This window comes from Aeromonas sp. 3P, assembly GCF_051919745.1.
Classification (GTDB): Bacteria; Pseudomonadota; Gammaproteobacteria; order Enterobacterales; family Aeromonadaceae; genus Aeromonas; species Aeromonas veronii.
In genome coordinates this window covers 2487501-2504637 of record NZ_JBQBED010000001.1, presented here as the reverse complement: position 1 = coordinate 2504637, position 17137 = coordinate 2487501, and the positions used below count along the sequence as shown (strand labels likewise).

Below are 17137 nucleotides of genomic sequence, written 5' to 3'. Positions count from 1 at the left end.
GGGCAGCGAATATCTCTATAATTCGCTGCCCCTTTATTAGTTGGGGAGCCGTTTGCAGGAGCAAGTCTCCGAGGCGCTAGAACCCATTTTTGAGGTATTTTCCTAATGGCTAAGAAAGTCACAGCTTATATCAAGCTGCAGGTTGCTGCTGGTGCAGCCAACCCGTCTCCTCCCGTTGGTCCTGCACTGGGTCAACACGGTGTTAACATCATGGAATTCTGTAAGGCGTTCAACGCTCGTACAGAGAAGCTGGAAAAAGGTTCACCGACTCCGGTCGTGATCACCGTTTACAGCGACCGTTCCTTCACCTTCGAAACCAAGACTCCGCCTGCTTCCTTCCTGCTGAAGAAAGCTGCTGGCATCAAGTCTGGTTCTTCCAAGCCGAACAAAGACAAGGTTGGTAAGGTGACCGTTGCCCAGCTGCAAGAAATCGCCAAGACCAAAGAGCCGGATATGACTGGTGCCGATCTGGATGCAAAAGTACGTTGCATCGCAGGCTCCGCTCGTTCCATGGGTCTGGTAGTGGAGGATTAAGACAATGGCTAAACTTTCCAAGCGTATGCGCGTTATTCGCGAAAAAGTTGACGGTACCAAAGAGTACTCCATCAACGAAGCCATTGCCCTGCTGAAAGAACTGGCTACCGCCAAGTTCGTTGAAAGCGTTGACGTTGCTGTCAACCTGGGTATCGACGCTCGTAAATCTGACCAGAACGTACGTGGTGCTACTGTACTGCCGCACGGTACCGGTCGTGATGTACGCGTTGCCGTATTTACCCAAGGTGCCAACGCCGAAGCAGCTAAAGCTGCCGGTGCTGACCTGGTAGGTATGGATGACTTGGCCGATCTGGTTAAGAAAGGCGAGATGAACTTCGACGTAGTTATCGCATCCCCGGATGCCATGCGCGTTGTTGGTCAACTGGGTCAAATCCTGGGCCCGCGCGGCCTGATGCCGAACCCGAAAGTTGGTACTGTAACTCCTAACGTTGCCGAAGCTGTCAAGAACGCCAAGGCTGGTCAGGTTCGTTACCGTAACGACAAGAATGGTATCATCCATACCACTCTGGGTAAGGTTTCTTTCAACGAAGTTCAGCTGAAAGAAAACTTGGAAGCTCTGCTGGTTGCCCTGAAAAAAGGCAAGCCCTCTTCCGCCAAAGGTCAATTCATCAAGAAAGTCAGCATCTCCACCACCATGGGTGCCGGTGTTGCCGTAGACCAAGCTTCTCTGGAAGCTCAGGCCTAATTGATGGGTTTTACAAGGCGCAAAATTTAATCTATAATTTTGCGCCTTGATTGGTTGGGGGTTTCGACCTCCGTCCAAGACCGCAGGAGGCTGCAAAGCCTTAATGTTTCCTGCGTAGACGGTGCCGGAAACCCAGCGAGAAAGATTCTTTCTCTTCTGGAATCCTGCTACCGCATCGTTCCCCTCTGTTGTAAAGGTAGGGGGGATGTGTCAGTACTGGGTCAATAGACCCGGATTCAATCCAGGAGTTAAGCCAATGGCATTGGGACTCGAAGACAAAAAGGCAATTGTTGCTGAAGTCAACGAAGCTGCCAAAGGCGCTCTTTCTGCAGTTGTTGCCGATTCTCGCGGTGTAACTGTAGACAAGATGACCGTCCTGCGTAAAACCGCTCGTGAAGCCGGTGTGTACATGCGCGTTGTGCGTAACACCCTGCTGCGTCGCGCGGTAGAAGGTACCGAATACGAGTGCCTGAACGACGCATTTACCGGTCCTACCTTGATTGCTTTCTCTAACGAACACCCGGGCGCTGCTGCTCGTCTGTTCAAAGAGTTTGCCAAAGCGAACCAAAAGTTCGAAATCAAGGCTGGCGCTTTTAACGGTGAGTTTATCGCCGCAGCACAAATTGATCGTCTGGCCACGCTGCCGACTTACGAAGAAGCAATTGCGAAGTTGATGGCGACTATGAAAGAAGCCTCTGCTGGCAAGCTGGTTCGTACTATCGCTGCTGTTCGCGACCAGAAACAAGCTGCTGCTTGATTCTCGCCTATTTAGTGTTTGAGTTTATTCAACATCAGGAATTTTTGTCATGTCTATCACTAAAGACCAAATCATCGAAGCCGTTGCTTCCATGTCCGTAATGGAAGTTGTTGAGCTGATCGAAGCTATGGAAGAGAAGTTCGGTGTTTCTGCCGCTGCTGCCGTAATGGCTGGCCCGGCTGCTGCTGAAGCAGTAGAAGAGAAGACCGAGTTCGACGTAGTTCTGACTGCTGCTGGCGCCAACAAAGTTGCCGTTATCAAAGCCGTTCGTGGCGCTACCGGTCTGGGCCTGAAAGAAGCCAAAGATCTGGTAGAAGCTGCTCCGGCTAACCTGAAGGAAGGCGTGTCCAAGGACGAAGCTGAAGCTCTGAAGAAAGAGCTGGAAGCTGCCGGTGCTTCTGTTGAGATCAAATAATCTGCATTTATGTAGATTAGCCTGATAAAACAGGCTAGGGCTGGTGAATTTTTGTTCACCAGCCTTTTTGCGCTGTAGACTGAGAGCATTTCACACCGTTTACGACTCTCGGTGCACCAGCAATCCGGACTGTCTTCTTTCGTCCGGGCCAACACAAAACGGTGTTGAGACAGAGCTGTCCCGCGGGACAGAGTGGGTCACTTATCAGCGAGCTGAGGAACCCTATGGTTTACTCTTATACCGAAAAAAAACGCATTCGTAAGGACTTCGGTAAGCGAGACCAGGTACTGGACACGCCTTATCTGTTGTCCATTCAGCTGGACTCCTTCAAGCAGTTCATCGAGGCTGACCCGGAAGGTGAATATGGCCTAGAGGCCGCTTTCCGTAGCGTTTTCCCGATCACCAGTTACTCCGGTAGTGCTGAGCTTCAGTATGTCAGCTATCGCCTGGGTGAGCCGGTATTTGACGTAAAAGAATGCCAGATCCGTGGAGTGACCTACTCCGCGCCGCTGCGTGTCAAGCTTCGTATGGTTCTGTACGACCGTGAAGCAGCTGCCGGCACCGTCAAAGACATCAAGGAACAAGAAGTATACATGGGCGAAATTCCGCTCATGACCGAGAACGGCACCTTTGTTATCAATGGTACCGAGCGGGTTATCGTCTCCCAGCTGCACCGCAGCCCGGGCGTCTTCTTCGACCACGATAAAGGCAAAACTCATTCATCCGGTAAGGTACTGTATAACGCTCGCGTTATCCCCTACCGTGGCTCCTGGCTGGACTTCGAGTTCGATGCGAAAGACAACCTGTTTGTCCGTATCGACCGTCGTCGCAAACTGCCAGCATCCATTATTCTGCGCGCCCTGGACTTCACTTCCGAACAAATCCTGGCCACCTTCTTCGAGACCATCGGTTTTGAAGTGAAAGATGGCAAGTTGATGATGGATCTGGTGCCGGAGCGTCTGCGTGGTGAAACAGCGACCTTTGACATCGTGGCCAATGGCGCCGTGGTGGTTGAGACCGGTCGTCGTGTGACTGCGCGTCACATCCGTCAGTTGGAAAAAGACGCCGTTACCCAGATTGAGGTACCGGTTGAGTATGTTGTTGGCAAAGTTGCTGCCAAGGACTACGCACATCCACAAACTGGCGAGATGGTCGTGACCGCCAACCAGGCGCTGAGCCTGGAAGCGATCGCCAACCTGTCCCAAGCCGGCTTCAAGCATTTCGAGGTTCTGTTCACCAACGAACTGGATCACGGTGCTTACATGTCCGAGACCCTGCGTGTCGACTCCAGCTCCAACCGTTTGGAAGCGCTGGTCGAGATCTATCGCATGATGCGTCCGGGCGAGCCGCCTACTCGCGAAGCTGCAGAACAGCTGTTCGAAAACCTGTTCTTCTCCGCCGAGCGTTACGACCTGTCTACCGTAGGTCGGATGAAGTTCAACCGCCGTCTGGGTCGTGAAGACGAGACTGGCGCGGGTGTACTGACCAAAGACGACATCGTCGATGTGATGAAGCGCCTGATCGACATCCGTAACGGTAACGACGAAGTGGACGATATCGACCACCTGGGTAACCGTCGTATCCGTTCTGTCGGTGAAATGGCTGAAAACCAGTTCCGCGTCGGTCTGGTGCGTGTCGAGCGTGCGGTCAAGGAGCGTCTCTCCCTGGGCGACCTGGACACCCTGATGCCGCAGGATCTGATCAACGCCAAGCCGATCTCCGCCGCAGTCAAAGAGTTCTTTGGTTCCAGCCAGCTGTCCCAGTTTATGGACCAGAACAACCCGCTCTCCGAAGTGACCCACAAGCGTCGTATCTCCGCGCTGGGCCCGGGCGGTTTGACTCGTGAGCGTGCCGGCTTTGAAGTCCGAGACGTACACCCGACTCACTACGGCCGTCTGTGCCCTATCGAGACTCCTGAAGGTCCGAACATCGGTCTGATCAACTCTCTGTCCGTGTACTCTCGTACCAACGAGTACGGTTTCCTCGAGACCCCGTACCGTAAGGTCATTGACGGTGTGATCACCGACGAAGTGGACTACCTGTCTGCTATTGAAGAAGGCAAGTACGTGATCGCACAGGCTAACGCCGCGACCACCGAAGATGGCCGTCTGAAAGATGAATTGATCCCGTGCCGTCACAAAGGTGAATCCACCTTTATGAACGCCGACCAGATCCAGTATATGGACGTGAGCCCGCAGCAGATCGTATCTGTGGCAGCCGCTCTGATCCCGTTCCTGGAACACGATGACGCGAACCGCGCATTGATGGGTTCAAACATGCAACGTCAGGCTGTACCGACTCTGCGTGCTGACAAGCCGCTGGTAGGTACCGGTATGGAACGCGCTGTGGCCGTTGACTCCGGTGTAACCGTAGTGGCCAAGCGTGGCGGCGTAATCGACTATGTCGATGCCTCCCGTATCGTCCTGAAGGTCAATGAAGATGAGCTGATGCCAGGCGAAGCCGGTATCGACATCTACAACCTGACCAAATACACCCGTTCCAACCAGAACACTTGTATCAACCAGCGTCCTTGCGTGATGTTGGGTGAGCCGGTCATGGCTGGCGACGTACTGGCTGACGGCCCGTCCACCGATCTGGGTGAACTGGCGCTGGGTCAGAACATGCGCGTCGCGTTCATGCCGTGGAACGGTTACAACTTCGAAGACTCGATCCTGGTGAACGAGCGTGTTGTTCAGGAAGATCGCCTGACCACCATCCATATCCAGGAACTGGCCTGTATCTCCCGTGACACCAAGCTGGGTCCGGAAGAGATCACTGCTGACATCCCGAACGTGGGTGAAGCCGCTCTGTCCAAGCTGGACGAGTCCGGTATCGTCTACGTGGGTGCTGAAGTGAAGGGCGGCGACATTCTGGTCGGTAAGGTAACCCCGAAAGGTGAAACCCAGCTGACGCCGGAAGAGAAGCTGCTGCGCGCCATCTTCGGTGAGAAGGCGTCCGATGTGAAGGACTCCTCCCTGCGTGTACCGAACGGTGTGTACGGTACCGTGGTTGACGTGCAAGTCTTTACCCGCGATGGCGTGGAAAAAGACAAGCGCGCCAAAGAAATCGAAGAGATGCAGCTGAAGGAAGCGAAGAAGGACTTGACCGAAGAGTTCAAGATCCTGGAAGACGGCATTTTCGGCCGCTCCCGCAACCTGCTGCTGGCCGCCGGTTACAGCGAAGATCGTCTGAACAAGCTCGATCGCTCCAAGTGGTTTGAACTGGCCATCGAAGACGAAGGCAAGCAGACCGAACTGGAACAGATCGCTGAACAGCACGTTGAGCTGAAAGCCGAGTTCGACAAGAAATTCGAGAACAAGCGTCGCAAGATTATCCAGGGTGATGATCTGGCGCCGGGCGTACTGAAAATCGTCAAGGTTTATCTGGCAGTCAAGCGTCGCATCCAGCCGGGTGACAAGATGGCGGGCCGTCACGGTAACAAGGGTGTTATCTCCAAGATCTGTCCGGTCGAGGATATGCCTCATGACGAGTTCGGCCGTCCTGTCGACATCGTACTGAACCCGTTGGGCGTACCATCCCGTATGAACATCGGTCAGATCCTCGAAGTGCACCTGGGCCTTGCGGCCAAGGGTATCGGCGAGAAGATCGATCGCATGGTCAAAGAGCAGCGCGAGCTGCACGAGATGCGCAACTTCCTGCAGCAGGTCTATGACCTGGGCGAGAAGGACACCCAGCAAGTGAACATCGCCGAACTGTCTGACGACGACGTACGTACCCTGGTGGGTAACCTGCGTAAGGGTCTGCCGGTCGCTACTCCAGTGTTTGATGGTGCCAAAGAGCGCGAAATCAAAGCCCTGCTGAAGCTGGCCGATCTGCCGGAATCCGGTCAGATTGATCTGTTCGATGGCCGTACCGGTAACCGCTTCGAGCGTAAAGTAACCGTTGGTTACATGTACATGCTCAAGCTGAACCACTTGGTCGACGACAAGATGCACGCGCGTTCTACCGGTTCTTACAGCCTGGTTACCCAGCAGCCGCTGGGTGGTAAGGCTCAGTTCGGTGGTCAGCGTTTCGGTGAGATGGAAGTGTGGGCCCTGGAGGCTTACGGTGCGGCATATACCCTGCAGGAAATGCTGACGTCAAGTCTGACGATGTGAATGGCCGTACCAAGATGTATAAGAACATCGTGGATGGCGACCACCGTATGGAGCCGGGCATGCCCGAATCCTTCAACGTATTGCTGAAGGAAATCCGCTCTCTGGGTATCAACATCGAGCTGGACGAAGAGTAAGAGCTCGCTCTTATTGTTCGAGAATTGACGTGGGCGCCCCGCTGTTTTGGCAGCCGGGGCGCCGAGGTTAGACTCCTGACAGGGGAAACACGTGAAAGACTTACTCAAGTTTTTGAAGGCTCAGACCAAGACCGAAGAGTTTGACAGTATCAAGATCGGTCTGGCCTCTCCTGACATGATCCGCTCCTGGTCATTCGGTGAGGTCAAAAAGCCTGAGACCATCAACTACCGGACTTTCAAGCCGGAGCGTGATGGTCTGTTCTGCGCCCGTATCTTCGGACCGGTGAAGGACTACGAGTGTCTGTGCGGCAAGTACAAGCGCCTGAAACACCGTGGTGTGATCTGTGAGAAGTGCGGCGTTGAAGTGACCCAGACCAAGGTCCGTCGTGAGCGTATGGGCCACATCGAGCTGGCCAGCCCGACTGCCCACATCTGGTTCCTGAAGTCCCTGCCGTCCCGTATCGGTCTGCTGCTGGACATGACCCTGCGCGACATCGAGCGTGTGCTCTACTTCGAATCTTTCGTCGTAATCGAGCCGGGCATGACCAACCTCGAACGCAGCCAGATGCTCTCTGAAGAGCAGTACCTGGATGCGCTGGAAGAGTGGGGCGACGAATTTGACGCCAAGATGGGTGCCGAAGCAATCCTGGCATTGCTGCGCGCTATCGATCTGGAAGGTGAAGTCAAAACCATGCGTGAGGAGCTGGATCAAACCAACTCCGAGACCAAGCGCAAGAAGACCACCAAGCGTCTGAAGCTGATGGAAGCTTTCCTGCAGTCCGGCAACAAGCCGGAGTGGATGATCATGACAGTGCTGCCTGTGCTGCCGCCGGACCTGCGTCCGCTGGTACCGCTGGACGGCGGCCGTTTCGCGACTTCCGATCTGAACGATCTGTACCGTCGCGTGATCAACCGTAACAACCGCTTGAAGCGTCTGCTGGATCTGGCTGCTCCGGACATCATCGTGCGCAACGAAAAGCGTATGCTGCAAGAGTCCGTCGATGCGCTGCTGGATAACGGCCGTCGCGGTCGCGCCATCACTGGTTCCAACAAGCGCCCGCTGAAATCCCTGGCCGACATGATCAAGGGTAAGCAGGGTCGTTTCCGTCAGAACCTGCTCGGTAAGCGTGTCGACTACTCCGGTCGTTCCGTTATCACCGTAGGCCCGACTCTGCGTCTGCATCAGTGCGGTCTGCCGAAGAAGATGGCGCTGGAACTGTTCAAGCCGTTCATCTATGGCAAGCTGGAAACCCGCGGTCTGGCGACCACTATCAAGGCCGCCAAGAAGATGGTGGAGCGTGAGGAAGCTGTCGTTTGGGACATCCTGGACGAAGTGATCCGCGAACACCCGGTTCTGCTGAACCGTGCACCGACTCTGCACCGTCTGGGTATCCAGGCATTCGAACCGACTCTGGTCGAAGGCAAGGCAATCCAGCTGCACCCGCTGGTTTGTGCTGCGTATAACGCGGACTTCGATGGTGACCAGATGGCGGTCCACGTACCGCTGACCCTGGAAGCCCAGCTGGAAGCGCGTGCGCTGATGATGTCTACCAACAACATCCTGTCGCCTGCCTCCGGTGAGCCGATCATCGTTCCTTCTCAGGACGTGGTCTTGGGTCTGTACTACATGACTCGTGCCCGTATCAACGCCAAAGGCGAAGGTATGGTGCTGGCCGGCCCGAAAGAAGCCGAGAAAGTATATCGCGCCGGTCTGGCCGATCTGCATGCTCGTGTGAAAGTACGCATTACCGAATACCTGCGTCAGGAAGACGGTTCTCTGCGTGAACACACCGAGATGAAGAACACCACCGTTGGTCGTGCGATCCTGAGCCTGATCCTGCCGAAAGGTATGGAATACGCCCTGATCGACGAGCCGAAGGTGCTGACTGCTGCAGAACAGGCTGATCTGGATGCCAATCCGCAGAACTGGATCAAGTGCGTATCCAACAAGGCGCTGGGCAAAAAGCTCATCTCCCGTCTGCTGAACACCTGCTATCGCAAGCAGGGCCTGAAGGACACCGTTATCTTCGCTGACCAGCTGATGTATACCGGTTTCCACTACGCGGCCCTGTCCGGTGCTTCCGTTGGTATCGATGACATGGTCATCCCGGATGCCAAGAAAGACATCATCGCGGCAGCCGAAGCCGAAGTTGCCGAGATCCAGGACCAGTTCCTGTCAGGTCTGGTAACTGCGGGCGAGCGTTACAACAAGGTTATCGATATCTGGGCCAGCGCCAACGAGCGCGTCTCCAAGGCCATGATGGAGAACTTGTCCAAAGAGCGTAACGTCAACTCGCTGGGTGAAGAAGAAGAGCAGGCCTCGTTCAACAGCATCTTTATGATGGCCGACTCTGGTGCGCGTGGTTCCGCCGCCCAGATCCGTCAGCTGGCCGGTATGCGTGGCCTGATGGCCAAGCCGGATGGCTCCATCATCGAGACCCCGATCATCGCGAACTTCCGCGAAGGTCTGAACGTACTGCAGTACTTTATCTCTACCCACGGTGCTCGTAAGGGTCTGGCGGATACCGCACTGAAGACTGCGAACTCCGGTTATCTGACTCGTCGTCTGGTAGACGTGGCGCAAGACATGGTGATCACCGAGGACGATTGCGGCACTACCGACGGTCTGTGGATGACTCCGCTGATCGAGGGTGGCGACGTGGTCGAGCCGCTGCGTGAGCGCGTGCTGGGTCGTGTGGTGGCAGAAGATGTCATCAAGCCGGGTACCGAGGACGAGATCCTGGTTGCTCGCAACACCCTGCTCGACGAGCAGCTGTGTGACCTGCTGGAACGCAACTCCGTTGACCGTGTGAAGGTGCGTTCTGCCATCACCTGTGAAACTGACTTCGGTAACTGTGCTCACTGCTACGGCCGTGATCTGGCCCGTGGTCACCTGGTTAACAAGGGTGAGGCTGTCGGTGTTATCGCCGCCCAGTCCATCGGTGAACCGGGTACCCAGCTGACGATGCGTACTTTCCACATCGGTGGTGCTGCATCTCGTGCCGCTGCTGAAAGCAGCATCCAGGTCAAGAACACAGGTACCATCAAGCTGCAGAACGCCAAGTTCGTTCACAACAGCGATGACAAACTGGTTATCACCTCACGTTCTACCGAACTGACCATCATGGACGACATGGGCCGTACCAAGGAAAGCCACAAGCTGCCTTACGGTTCCGTGCTGGAAGTGAAGGACGGCCAGGCCGTGAGCGCTGGCGAGACCGTTGCCAACTGGGATCCGCACACCCACCCGATCATCACCGAAGTGGCAGGTCGTCTGCAGTTCGAACACATGATCGATGGCGTGACCATCACTCGTCAGACCGACGAGCTGACCGGTCTCTCTTCTATCGTTGTTCTGGACGTCAACGAGCGTCCGAGCGCCGGTAAAGAGATGCGTCCGACCGTTAAACTGGTCGACCTGAACGGCAAAGACGTGATGATCCCGGGTACCGATGTAGCCGCCCAGTACTTCCTGCCGGGCAAGGCGATCGTGAACCTGGAAGATGGTGCCAACGTGGGCGTGGGTGACGCGGTAGCGCGTATCCCGCAAGAGTCCGGCGGTACCAAGGACATCACCGGTGGTCTGCCGCGCGTTGCGGATCTGTTCGAAGCACGTCAACCGAAGGAACCGGCAATTCTGGCCGAGATCTCCGGTACCATCTCCTTCGGGAAAGAGACCAAGGGCAAACGCCGTCTGGTCATCACCCCGACCGATGGTGGCAACGTCTACGAAGAGATGATTCCGAAGTGGCGTAACCTGAACGTGTTCGAAGGTGAAAAAGTTGAGAAGGGTGAAGTGCTGGCGGACGGTCCTGAGTCTGCTCACGACATCCTGCGTCTGCGCGGTATCAGCCCGGTCGCCAACTACATCGCCAACGAAGTGCAGGACGTTTACCGTCTGCAAGGCGTTAAGATCAACGACAAGCACATCGAAGTCATCGTTCGTCAGATGCTGCGCAAGTGCGAGATCCTGAGCGCGGGCGATACCGATCTGATCGAAGGCGAACAGGTTGAAGTGGCTCGTGTGAAGATTGCCAACCGTAAGCTGGTTGCCGAGGGCAAGACCCCTGCGACCTACCGTCATGTACTGATGGGTATTACCAAGGCATCTCTGAGCACCGAGTCCTTCATCTCCGCGGCTTCCTTCCAGGAAACCACTCGCGTTCTGACCGAAGCCGCCGTAGGTGGCAAGCGTGATGAACTGCGTGGTCTGAAAGAGAACGTCATCGTGGGTCGTCTGATCCCGGCTGGTACCGGCTTTGCCTACCACCACAGCCGGATCAACCAGCGTGCTGCCGCAGCTCGTGCTGTTGGTACCCCGCAGGTGACCGCTGATGAAGCGGAGCAGAACCTGGCGGATCTGCTGAACGCAGCCGGTAGCTTCGACGAAGAGTAACTCGTCATCCGTGATTAAAAAGGGCTCCTTCAAGGAGCCCTTTTTGTTGGCCAATTCCTCGGCAAAGGTAGACGCAGCGCGGGTTTCAGGATGATCCAGAGCAAAGTTGTAGAGTAAAAAATCAAAAAAAGTTGACTTTACTCCCCTGCAATTTAAAACTCGGGAAAGTTGAATGGTTATTACAGGGGTAGAACATGACTGTCGGTATCGAGGAAGCCATGCTTCCCGAAGAACAGCTGATCAGCCGCACTTTTACAGATGAAGACAGGGAATTGTTGCGCTCATACGATGGGCTCATCGATGGCTTGGCCGAGCTGTTCGGCAAGCATTGTGAAGTGGTTCTCCACTCCCTGGAAAATCTGCACGAGTCGGTGATCAAGATCGCCAACGGCTTCAATACTGGACGCACCCTCGGGGCGCCCATCACCGATCTCGCCCTGCGCATGCTCAAGGACATCGAGAGCACCGGCCAGGATTACACCCAGAGCTATTTCGCTCGCAGCCGTACCGGCGCGCTGATGAAGTCGAGCACCATCGCCATTCGCAACAGCGAGCGGCAAGTAGTGGGGCTTATCTGCATCAACCTGCACATCAATGCGCCTTTCCACGAGTTCGTGGCCGAATTTTTCCCGACGCCCCAGCAGGCGGCGCGTCAGTCACCAGAGACCTTCGCCAATAGCGTGGAAGAGTTGGTTGCCCAGACGGTGGATAACACCATCGACGAGATCAACCGCGATCCCACCGTGGCTAACAATGCCAAGAATCGCTTCATCGTGACCCAGCTGTTCGAGAAGGGCATTTTCGACATCAAGGATTCGATCAATCTGGTGGCGGACAAACTCAATATTTCAAAACATACCGTTTATCTTTACATCCGACAGCGCAAGCAGGGTGAAGACGAGAACGAGTAACTCATTCCAGAAGGGGATAGATGAATGGCTAAAGAAGTGATTGCAACCGACAAGGCGCCTGCCGCGATTGGTCCGTATGTTCAGGCTACCAAGGTTGGCGAGATGATCTTCACCTCCGGGCAGATCCCGCTCGATCCTGCCACCATGGAGATCGTGGCCGGCGGCATCGAAGAGCAGGCCGAGCGGGTGATGAAGAATTTGGTCGCCGTGTTGCACGCTGCCGGTGCCGATGCCAGCAAAGTGGTCAAAACCACCTGCTTCCTGAGCGACATGAACAACTTCGTTGCCTTCAATCAGGTCTATGCCCGCTACTTTGGTGATGCTGCGCCAGCCCGCTCCTGCGTAGAGGTGGCCCGTCTGCCGAAAGATGTGCTGGTCGAAGTTGAGGCGATTGCCCATCTCTGATCAACAGATCGAATCAAGCCCCTCCTGGCAGGGGCTTTTTTGTTTTTGGCGTAAAATGGACCGGGTCAGCACAGGAGTCCTGCTATGAGTCTGAGTTTTGCCATCCTGGTCACGGGGCCTGCCTATGGCACCCAGTCGGCTAGCACTGCCTATCGTTTTGCCCGCACCCTGTTGGCGCAGGGGCATACCTTGTCCCACCTGTTCTTCTATCAGGACGGGGTCTGCAACGGCAACGGTCTGCATCTGCCTGCATCCGATGAGACCGACCTGGTGCGTCTGTGGCGAGAGCTGGCAGAAGAGCAGGGGATCCGTATCGACGTCTGCGTCGCTGCCGCCATGCGACGCGGTGTGCTCGATGAACAGGAAGCCAAGGGGGCAGGGCAGGAGCACTTCAATCTGCAAGCGCCATTTTGCCTGAGCGGTCTGGGCCAGTTGGCCGAGGCTGCGCTCACCGCCGATCGGCTGGTTCAGTTCTAGGGGGAGTCATGAGCAAGAAAATCGCCTTTATCTGCAGTCGTGGCCCCCATGGCCATGCCGCCGGCCGGGAAGGACTGGATGCCCTGCTGGCCACCTCGGCCATGACCGATGAGCTGGCGCTCTTCCTGATTGGGGACGGTGTGCTGCAACTGCTCAAGGAGCAGCAGCCTGCTGCCATTTTGCAGCGCCACTACGCGCCCACCTTCAAAATGCTGGAACTCTACGACATCGAAGAGGTCTATGTTTGTGCTGACTCGCTGGCAGAGCGTGGCGTGACAGTGGATGATCTGCTGATCCCCGTCGAGAGTCTGCCGCGCCAGGAACTGGCTCGGCGCTGGGCACAATGTTCGACTCACATCAGCTTTTGAGGTCTCCATGTTGCATCTGATATTGAACTCTCCCTTTCAGAGTCAGGCTCTGGCAGAGGCGCTCTCATACCTTCAGCCCGAGGATGAGCTGGTACTGATGCAGGATGCCGTGATTGCGGCATCGGCTCCCCAGTGGAGCGCGCGGCTGGCGGGTATCCCGCTTTATGTGATGCAGGAAGATCTGCAAGCTCGCGGTTTGCTGCATCGGGTGGGCAATGTGCTCGATATGGCGGGTCTGGTGGCACTGATTGCGCAAAAAGGTTCCCCGCGCACCTGGGGTGGCTGAGAAGCACATTTCCAAGAAAATTCAAGGTGATGTCGTGAAATCAAACGGATCCGAATTGCCCTTTTGTGACGCAAATTGTATAAATCTTGACTCCCCAGACAACAGGGCATAAAATTTCGCGTCCCCGTATCTGCGGGGAGGATTTTCCACACGTTTATGAAGTCATTATCAGGAGCCTTTTGATGGCAACTATTAACCAGTTGGTTCGCAAGCCACGCATCAAGCTCGTTGTGAAAAGCAACGTGCCGGCGCTGGAAGCGTGCCCTCAGAAGCGTGGCGTATGCACTCGTGTATATACCACCACCCCGAAGAAGCCTAACTCTGCACTGCGTAAAGTGTGCCGTGTACGTCTGACCAACGGCTTCGAAGTCACCTCCTACATCGGCGGTGAAGGTCACAACCTGCAAGAGCACTCTGTTGTTCTGATCCGTGGCGGTCGTGTAAAAGACTTGCCAGGTGTTCGTTATCACACCGTTCGTGGTGCGTTGGACTGTGCCGGTGTTAAAGACCGTAAGCAGGCTCGCTCCAAGTATGGCGTGAAGCGTCCTAAAGCTTAATGGTTCTCCGTTAAGTAAGGCCAAACGTTAATTCGTTTCTAGTTAGATAGCTTTCTAGTTTTGGGTAATCCCTGAAGTTACGGAGAATTTGAAATGCCAAGACGTCGTGTTGTTGGTCAGCGTAAAATCCTGCCAGATCCCAAGTTCGGATCAGAGCTGCTGGCTAAATTTGTCAACGTAGTAATGGTTGACGGTAAGAAATCTGTTGCAGAAGCCATTGTTTATGGCGCCCTGGACATCATTGCCACCAAATCTGGCAAAGAGCACCTGGCCGTATTCGAAGAAGCTCTGGATAACATTCGTCCGGCGGTCGAGGTTAAATCTCGTCGCGTCGGTGGTGCAACCTATCAGGTGCCGGTAGAAGTTCGTCCGGTACGTCGCAATGCCCTGGCAATGCGCTGGTTGGTTGATGCCGCTCGTAAACGTGGTGAAAAATCAATGGCTCAGCGTCTGGCTGGCGAGCTGCTGGATGCCGCTGACAATAAGGGTTCGTCTGTCAAGAAACGTGAAGACGTTCACCGTATGGCTGAAGCGAACAAAGCCTTCGCTCACTTCCGCTGGTAATCCGCTTGCGCAGGGTCTTTTGACTCTGCGCACCTTTAATTATCTAGGGACAAGCGCCTTAGTAAGAGGATGACAATGGCTCGTACAACCCCCATTGAGCGTTATCGTAATATCGGTATCTCCGCTCACATTGACGCCGGTAAGACTACTACTACCGAGCGCGTACTGTTTTACACCGGTGTAAGTCACAAGATCGGTGAAGTTCACGATGGCGCTGCCACCATGGACTGGATGGAACAGGAACAAGAGCGTGGTATCACCATCACCTCCGCCGCGACCACCGCTTTCTGGTCCGGTATGGGTAAACAGTTCCAACCGCACCGTATCAACATCATCGATACCCCGGGCCACGTTGACTTTACTATCGAAGTAGAGCGTTCAATGCGTGTTCTGGACGGTGCCGTGATGGTGTACTGTGCCGTAGGTGGCGTACAGCCACAGTCTGAAACCGTATGGCGTCAGGCTAACAAGTACAAGGTTCCCCGTATCGCGTTCGTCAACAAGATGGACCGTACCGGCGCCAACTTCCTGCGCTGCGTTGAGCACATCAAGACCCGTCTGAAAGGTACTCCGGTTCCCCTTCAGCTGAACATCGGCTCTGAAGAGAACTTCAAGGGCGTTGTTGACCTGGTCAAGATGAAAGCCATCAACTGGAATGAAGCTGATCAGGGCGTATCCTTCGATTACGAAGACGTCCCGGCCGAGTTGCTGGAACAGGCGCAAGAAATGCGCATGAATCTGGTTGAAGCCGCTGCTGAAGCGTCTGAAGACCTGATGGAAAAATACCTGGGCGGCGAAGAGCTGACCGAGGAAGAGATCAAAGGTGCTCTGCGTCAGCGCGTGCTGAACAACGAAATCATCCTGGTAACCTGTGGCTCCGCGTTCAAGAACAAGGGCGTACAGGCAATGCTGGATGCCGTGATCGAGTACCTGCCGGCTCCGACCGACGTTGCTGCTATCGACGGCCTGAAAATGGACGGCGAGACCAAAGACGAGCGTCACGCTTCTGATGACGAGCCGTTCTCTGCTCTGGCGTTCAAGATCGCTACCGACCCGTTCGTTGGTAACCTGACCTTCTTCCGTGTCTACTCTGGCGTGATCAACTCCGGTGACACCGTGCTGAACTCCGTCAAGGACAAGCGCGAGCGTTTTGGCCGTATCGTTCAGATGCATGCCAACAAGCGTGAAGAGATCAAAGAAGTACGCGCTGGTGACATCGCTGCTGCCATCGGTCTGAAAGACGTGACCACTGGTGACACCCTGTGTGACCCGAACGCACCGATCATCCTCGAGCGTATGGAATTCCCGGAGCCGGTAATTTCTATCGCGGTTGAGCCGAAAACCAAGGCTGACCAAGAGAAGATGGGTCTGGCACTGGGCCGTCTGGCTCAGGAAGATCCGTCCTTCCGCGTATGGACTGACGAAGAGTCAGGTCAAACCATCATCGCTGGTATGGGTGAGCTGCACCTGGACATCATCGTTGACCGTATGCGTCGCGAGTTCAAGGTTGAAGCCAACGTAGGTAAGCCGCAGGTTGCCTACCGTGAAACCATCCGTACCACCGTTAAAGACATCGAAGGCAAGCATGCCAAGCAGTCTGGTGGTCGCGGTCAGTACGGTCATGTTGTTATCGACATGTACCCGCTGGAAGAAGGCAAAGCCTACGAATTCGTCAACGACATCAAAGGTGGTGTCATTCCTGGTGAATTCATCCCGGGTGTTGATAAAGGTATCCGTGAGCAGCTCAAATCTGGTCCGCTGGCTGGTTACCCGGTTATGGATCTGGGTGTGCGTCTGCACTTCGGTTCTTACCACGATGTCGACTCTTCCGAACTGGCGTTCAAAATCGCTGCTTCCATGGCCTTTAAGGCTGGCTTCATGAAAGCCAACCCGGTTCTGCTCGAACCGATCATGAAAGTAGAAGTTGAAACTCCGGAAGATTACATGGGCGACGTTATCGGTGACCTGAACCGTCGTCGTGGCCTGATCGAAGGTATGGAAGATGGCCCGTCCGGCAAGATCGTACGTGCTCTGGTGCCGCTGGCCGAAATGTTCGGTTATGCAACTGCACTGCGTTCCGCTACCCAGGGTCGTGCTTCCTACGCCATGGAATTCGCCAAGTATCACGATGCACCGACCAACGTTGCACAAGCCGTGATCGAAGAGCGCAAATCCAAGTAATTTAAGATTCCCCGCCTACGACGGTAGGCGGGTTTAACCTAGAAGGACTACGTCGTGTCTAAAGAAAAATTTGAGCGTAATAAACCGCACGTAAACGTCGGCACCATCGGCCACGTTGACCACGGTAAAACCACCCTGACTGCAGCTATCACCAACGTGCTGGCCAAGCACTTCGGTGGTAAAGCTTTCGCCTTCGACCAGATCGACAAGGCACCGGAAGAGCGTGAGCGTGGTATCACCATCAACACCTCCCACGTAGAATACGACACCGCTACCCGTCACTACGCCCACGTAGATTGCCCGGGTCACGCCGACTACGTTAAAAACA

At 55.2% G+C, this 17137-nt stretch carries 14 protein-coding genes and 1 pseudogene (1 of these 15 running past the window's edge); all 15 read left to right on the top strand.

Annotation, left to right across the window (positions count from 1 at the left end; translation table 11 throughout):
• Window positions 1-105 precede the first annotated feature (105 nt).
• Complete coding sequence (gene rplK, locus ACTG19_RS11435; RefSeq protein WP_005339887.1) at window positions 106-534, top strand: 50S ribosomal protein L11; 429 nt, start codon at window positions 106-108, stop codon at window positions 532-534.
• 4 nt (window positions 535-538) lie between these two features.
• Window positions 539-1240, top strand: a complete 702-nt coding sequence (gene rplA, locus ACTG19_RS11430; RefSeq protein ID WP_005339888.1) for a 50S ribosomal protein L1 — start codon at window positions 539-541, stop codon at window positions 1238-1240.
• Window positions 1241-1496: 256 nt separating this feature from the next.
• Window positions 1497-1997 (top strand): 50S ribosomal protein L10, encoded by a 501-nt coding sequence (gene rplJ, locus ACTG19_RS11425; protein ID WP_005339895.1) that lies wholly within the window; start codon window positions 1497-1499, stop codon window positions 1995-1997.
• Window positions 1998-2046: 49 nt separating this feature from the next.
• Window positions 2047-2412 (top strand): 50S ribosomal protein L7/L12, encoded by a 366-nt coding sequence (rplL, locus tag ACTG19_RS11420; RefSeq protein ID WP_005306304.1) that lies wholly within the window; start codon window positions 2047-2049, stop codon window positions 2410-2412.
• A 224-nt stretch (window positions 2413-2636) separates the two neighbouring features.
• Window positions 2637-6664 (top strand): annotated as a pseudogene (rpoB, locus tag ACTG19_RS11415) (DNA-directed RNA polymerase subunit beta).
• Between the two features lie 91 nt (window positions 6665-6755).
• Window positions 6756-11060, top strand: coding sequence for a DNA-directed RNA polymerase subunit beta' (rpoC, locus tag ACTG19_RS11410; protein WP_005339899.1), 4305 nt, complete (start codon window positions 6756-6758; stop codon window positions 11058-11060).
• Between the two features lie 194 nt (window positions 11061-11254).
• A complete protein-coding gene (locus ACTG19_RS11405; RefSeq protein ID WP_005339902.1) occupies window positions 11255-11971 on the top strand; it encodes a helix-turn-helix transcriptional regulator in 717 nt (238 codons plus the stop codon).
• A gap of 24 nt (window positions 11972-11995) precedes the next feature.
• Window positions 11996-12376, top strand: a complete 381-nt coding sequence (locus tag ACTG19_RS11400; RefSeq protein WP_005339904.1) for a RidA family protein — start codon at window positions 11996-11998, stop codon at window positions 12374-12376.
• Between the two features lie 84 nt (window positions 12377-12460).
• On the top strand, window positions 12461-12853 hold the full coding sequence (tusD, locus tag ACTG19_RS11395) for a sulfurtransferase complex subunit TusD (RefSeq protein ID WP_110304103.1): 393 nt from the start codon (window positions 12461-12463) through the stop codon (window positions 12851-12853).
• Window positions 12854-12861: 8 nt separating this feature from the next.
• Window positions 12862-13221: a sulfurtransferase complex subunit TusC gene (gene tusC / locus ACTG19_RS11390; protein WP_005341830.1), complete on the top strand. Its 360-nt coding sequence runs from the start codon at window positions 12862-12864 to the stop codon at window positions 13219-13221.
• Between the two features lie 7 nt (window positions 13222-13228).
• Window positions 13229-13507 (top strand): sulfurtransferase complex subunit TusB, encoded by a 279-nt coding sequence (gene tusB, locus ACTG19_RS11385; protein WP_047439476.1) that lies wholly within the window; start codon window positions 13229-13231, stop codon window positions 13505-13507.
• Window positions 13508-13689: 182 nt separating this feature from the next.
• A complete protein-coding gene (gene rpsL, locus ACTG19_RS11380; protein WP_005306278.1) occupies window positions 13690-14064 on the top strand; it encodes a 30S ribosomal protein S12 in 375 nt (124 codons plus the stop codon).
• A gap of 93 nt (window positions 14065-14157) precedes the next feature.
• Window positions 14158-14628 carry a 30S ribosomal protein S7 gene (gene rpsG, locus ACTG19_RS11375; RefSeq protein WP_005339911.1) on the top strand — a complete coding sequence of 157 codons (471 nt, stop codon included), beginning with the start codon at window positions 14158-14160 and terminating at the stop codon, window positions 14626-14628.
• A 75-nt stretch (window positions 14629-14703) separates the two neighbouring features.
• Complete coding sequence (gene fusA, locus ACTG19_RS11370; protein WP_021229318.1) at window positions 14704-16809, top strand: elongation factor G; 2106 nt, start codon at window positions 14704-14706, stop codon at window positions 16807-16809.
• 54 nt (window positions 16810-16863) lie between these two features.
• Window positions 16864-17137 carry the 5' portion of an elongation factor Tu gene (gene tuf, locus ACTG19_RS11365; RefSeq protein WP_005339879.1) on the top strand. It continues 911 nt past the right edge of the window, so the window shows 274 of its 1185 coding nt (coding positions 1-274); the start codon lies at window positions 16864-16866; its stop codon lies off the right edge, out of view.

Excerpts from the sequence above, each read along its gene's own strand:
- rplK (WP_005339887.1), top strand. The coding sequence starts at position 106 with ATGGCTAAGAAAGTCACAGCTTATATCAAGCTGCAGGTTGCTGCTGGT.
- rplA (WP_005339888.1), top strand. The coding sequence starts at position 539 with ATGGCTAAACTTTCCAAGCGTATGCGCGTTATTCGCGAAAAAGTTGAC.
- rplJ (WP_005339895.1), top strand. The coding sequence starts at position 1,497 with ATGGCATTGGGACTCGAAGACAAAAAGGCAATTGTTGCTGAAGTCAAC.
- rplL (WP_005306304.1), top strand. The coding sequence starts at position 2,047 with ATGTCTATCACTAAAGACCAAATCATCGAAGCCGTTGCTTCCATGTCC.
- ACTG19_RS11405 (WP_005339902.1), top strand. The coding sequence starts at position 11,255 with ATGACTGTCGGTATCGAGGAAGCCATGCTTCCCGAAGAACAGCTGATC.
- ACTG19_RS11400 (WP_005339904.1), top strand. The coding sequence starts at position 11,996 with ATGGCTAAAGAAGTGATTGCAACCGACAAGGCGCCTGCCGCGATTGGT.
- tusD (WP_110304103.1), top strand. The coding sequence starts at position 12,461 with ATGAGTCTGAGTTTTGCCATCCTGGTCACGGGGCCTGCCTATGGCACC.
- tusC (WP_005341830.1), top strand. The coding sequence starts at position 12,862 with ATGAGCAAGAAAATCGCCTTTATCTGCAGTCGTGGCCCCCATGGCCAT.
- tusB (WP_047439476.1), top strand. The coding sequence starts at position 13,229 with ATGTTGCATCTGATATTGAACTCTCCCTTTCAGAGTCAGGCTCTGGCA.
- rpsL (WP_005306278.1), top strand. The coding sequence starts at position 13,690 with ATGGCAACTATTAACCAGTTGGTTCGCAAGCCACGCATCAAGCTCGTT.
- rpsG (WP_005339911.1), top strand. The coding sequence starts at position 14,158 with ATGCCAAGACGTCGTGTTGTTGGTCAGCGTAAAATCCTGCCAGATCCC.
- fusA (WP_021229318.1), top strand. The coding sequence starts at position 14,704 with ATGGCTCGTACAACCCCCATTGAGCGTTATCGTAATATCGGTATCTCC.